Consider the following 3,562-nt stretch of genomic DNA (forward strand, 5'->3'; position numbering starts at 1 on the left):
TCACCCTCGCCACTCGCTCACGCCGGAGTTCAAGGCCGAGATCGTCGAGCTGTGCCGACATGGCGACCGCTCGGCCGACCAGATCACCAAGGACTTCGACCCCACCGAAACCGCGGTGCGTGACTAGGGCCTCTTCTGAGTCGAGATCACGGTGGGCGAGGCGCCACCAGCTGACACTGCTTGCCCCAGGGCCTCTGCCTGACCAAGAACGACTGTCTTCCGTTGGTCACATTTCTCCGTCGCGATCCGTCAGGGCAGTGACAGCAATGTGAAAGCCCGAGGAGATGGCGATGGAAACACGTTCGATCACTGCGGAGGTCCCGATGATTCCGCGGATGTCCGAGGACCCCGCGGAGCTCGTCCCCGAGCTGGCGGAGGTGTCGGCGGCGCTGTTCAAGGTCACCGGCAACGGTTCAGTACCGCGCTCCACGATCAGCTTGGTCCAGCTGCGTGCGGGTCAGATCGTCGGCAGCACCTACCTGACCGTTCTGCACACGGGCTTCCTGCGCAAGGCCGGGGAGTCGGAGGAACGGATCACGTCGGTCGCGTCCTGGCGGGACTCGCCGTACTTCACAGGTGCCGAGCGTGCCGCGCTGGCACTTGTGGAAGCCGTGCTTCAGCCGTCCACAGACGGCGAGAGGGTCTCCAACGAGCTGTATGCGCAGGCAGCCGAGCACTACGAGGCAAAGGCGCTCGCCACGCTGACGTTCGCGATCGGCCAGGTCAACTTCTTCATCCCCGTCGCGCTCATCGCCAAGCCGGTGCCCGGCCGGTCATTCACCGACCCGTGGAAGTGAAGCCACCCGGGCAATGCTCGGTGTTAACCCGAACGGGCCAACCCGCAGACGCGTCGAGCGCGACATAGGAGTTGGGATCACGGAGTGGCCGGGAGGCTGCGTATCCACAGCATGGCTCCGCGGAGGTGGAGTCCGGCGAGGTAGCTGTCCGGTGTCTTGTCGTAGCGGGTGGCCAGCCCCCGCCATTCCTTGAACTTGTTGATGGCGCGCTCGACGGTGTTGCGATCTTTGTAGAGCGTGGCGTCGTGGCTGACCGGGCGGCCGCCGGAGCGTCTCTTGCGGTTCGCCGCCTGGTCGGCCTTTTCCGGGATCGCCGCCTTGATGTTGCGTCTGCGCAGGTGGGCGCGGTTGGCACGGGAGGAGTACGCCTTGTCTCCGGCGACCGCGTCCGGCCGGGTCCTGGGGCGGCCGGCCGGGACACGCACCTTGATCTTTTTGAGGACCGGGAGGAAGCGCGGGCTGTCCGCGGCCTGCCCGGGGGTGAGGATGATGGCCAGCGGGCGGCAGCGCCGCTCGACGGCGAGGTGGACCTTGCTGGTGAGCCCGCCCCGGGAGCGGCCCAGTTCGGCGGCCCGCAGTCGGGCCCTGCGGCGTCGACGCACGGCGCGGCGCTGTTCCCGGTCGGGGTCCTCCCCGTCCGCGGCCCCTCGCCTACGGGGTCGTTTTGCCCCTTTGCCGCCGCCCCTTTTCTTCCGCCATGGCCTTCTCCAGGTCCTCAAGGAGCTCCGGGTCGACGACCATGCCTGCCGCGTGGTGGTGCGCGCGGGCAACGGTCGAGTCCACGCTGACCAGGCTGAGATCGACATCGTCGCGGGCCGCCGCCTCGGCGATCCTCATGTCCATGAGGGTCTGGAAGACTTCGTTCCGGGCCCACATCCGGAACCGGTCGTAGATCGTCGACCAGGAGCCGTAGCTCTCCGGCACATCCCGCCAGGGGCTGCCGGTACGGAACCGCCACATCACCGCGTTGAAGTAGCTGCGCAGGTCAGGGATCGGTCCGAACGCCCACAGCGGCAGGTGCGGCTCGATCAACTCCCACTCGGCATCGGTCAGATCACCACGAGTCACGCGCCCCGTCTACCGCAGCCAGCACCCTCTTGAAGCGGGAATGATCGATCCGTGATCTCGACTCAGAACAGGCCCTAGGTCAAGCAGGCCGAGGTCGACGCGGGCGAGCGAGACGGACTGAACAGCAGTGAACGTGAGGAGCTGGCCGCACTGCGGCGGGAGAACCGCCGCCTGCGAGAAGACGTCGACATCCTCAAGCAAGCCACGGGGGACTCAACAGATCAACGCAACACCCCAGGTAGAACAGGTTCCGGAGGTGTTGGATGGCGAGGTTGGAGCGTCCGGGGATGTCGGATGCGCAGAAACGGGAGCTCTGGGACCGCTGGAAAGCCGGTGAGTCGATCAGCGAGATATCCCGGGCACTGGGACGCCCTCCGGGATCGATCTTCACGATCCTCAAGTCCAACGACGGGTACGTCTCGCCGGTTCGGCGTCGGCGGTCCTGCCATCTGACTCTGGCTGAACGCGAGCAGATCTCGCGTGGTCTGGCCCGCGGTGACTCGATGCGCGAGATTGCCCGCACTCTGGGGCGAGCCGCTTCGACCATCAGCAGGGAGATCGCTCGGAACAAGGGGCCCCGGCGCTACCGGGCGGTTGACGCCGAGGACCGGGCCTGGGACCGCGCGCGACGCCCCAAACCGTGCCTGCTGGCCGTGAACCGGCAGTTGCGTGAACTGGTGGCGTAGAAGCTGGCGCAGGACTGGGCGCCGGAGCAGATCACCGGCCATCTGGCGAAGAGCTACCCACCCGGCTCGGGGACGCGGATCAGCCACGAGACGATCTGCAAGTCCCTGTTCATGCAGGCCCGCGCGGTGCTGACCAAGGCACTGCAGCAGCACTTGCGATCGGGCCGCCCGACCCGGCGAAACATCCGCAACACCGTTTCCGGACAATGGCGTTCGCAGATCAAGGATGCCGTCTCCGTCCGCGAGAGACCTGCCGAAGCCGACAGTCGCACGGTGCCGGGGCACTGGGAGGGCGACCTGCTCATGGGCCGCGGCCTGACCCAGATCGCCACCGTCGTCGAACGCTCCATCCGCTTCACGGTGCTGGTCCAGCTCGACGGCCGGGACACAACCACCGTTACCACCCGGCTGTCCGACAGGCTACGCAGCCTGCCCACCGCGCTTAGGAAGACCCTGACGTGGGGGACCGTGGGATGGAACTCGCCGGCCACAAGGACGTGACTGCGGCAACCGGCCTTGACGTGTTCTTCGCCGACCCGCGCAGTCCCTGGCAGCGCGGAACGAACGAAAACACCAACCGCCTGCTCCGTCAGTACCTGCCCAAAGGCACCAGCATGGGGCACCTGACCCAGGACGATCTCGACGCCATCGCGCTGAAATTGAACACGCGTCCTCGCAAGACCATGGGCTACGACACGCCAGCCGATAGGCTGGCAGCCCTGTTGCGTTGATCGATTGAGTCCACCCTCTTACCGCCTCGCCGGCACCCGAGCGCGAGCCGAGGAACCCGCCAAGGCCGGCTGACCACAGACAGCTGTGTCTGCCTCGGCGGCAAGCCGTCCTGACGGGCGGCTTGCCGCCCCGTTCACCATTGCCTGTTCCTAACTGGCCGTTCTCTATCCGTCCGTGTGGTCGGAGGGGTTCGAACGGGGGCCTGGTTCGGGTGAGTCGGCCGGTGCGAGTGCATGAAAGAAGGGCCTCTTGGTAGCTCGCGGTTGTCGAATCCAGCGA

At 66.7% G+C, this 3,562-nt stretch carries 1 protein-coding gene and 3 pseudogenes; 3 read left to right on the forward strand and 1 reads right to left on the reverse strand.

The window, feature by feature from the left end; genetic code table 11:
• Positions 1 to 290 precede the first annotated feature (290 nt).
• Positions 291 to 797 (forward strand): carboxymuconolactone decarboxylase family protein, encoded by a 507-nt coding sequence (locus GUY61_RS36160; protein ID WP_166634537.1) that lies wholly within the window; start codon positions 291 to 293, stop codon positions 795 to 797.
• A 77-nt stretch (positions 798 to 874) separates the two neighbouring features.
• On the opposite strand, the pseudogene GUY61_RS36165 reads toward GUY61_RS36160, so the two are convergent.
• A pseudogene (locus GUY61_RS36165) lies at positions 875 to 1,865 on the reverse strand (IS5 family transposase).
• Between the two features lie 78 nt (positions 1,866 to 1,943).
• Between GUY61_RS36165 and GUY61_RS40950 the strand changes: the two are divergent.
• Both GUY61_RS40950 and GUY61_RS36170 read left to right on the forward strand, forming a co-directional pair.
• Positions 1,944 to 2,072, forward strand: a pseudogene (locus GUY61_RS40950) (IS3 family transposase); the annotation flags it as partial.
• A 56-nt stretch (positions 2,073 to 2,128) separates the two neighbouring features.
• Positions 2,129 to 3,282: pseudogene (locus tag GUY61_RS36170) on the forward strand (IS30 family transposase).
• The last annotated feature ends 280 nt before the right edge of the window (positions 3,283 to 3,562 follow it).

This window comes from Streptomyces sp. GC420 (assembly GCF_009916105.1).
Lineage (GTDB): Bacteria > Actinomycetota > Actinomycetes > Streptomycetales > Streptomycetaceae > Streptomyces.

What these genes read in the sequence shown, in the direction of transcription:
- GUY61_RS36160 (WP_166634537.1), top strand. Translation starts at nt 291, where the DNA reads ATGGAAACACGTTCGATCACTGCGGAGGTCCCGATGATTCCGCGGATG.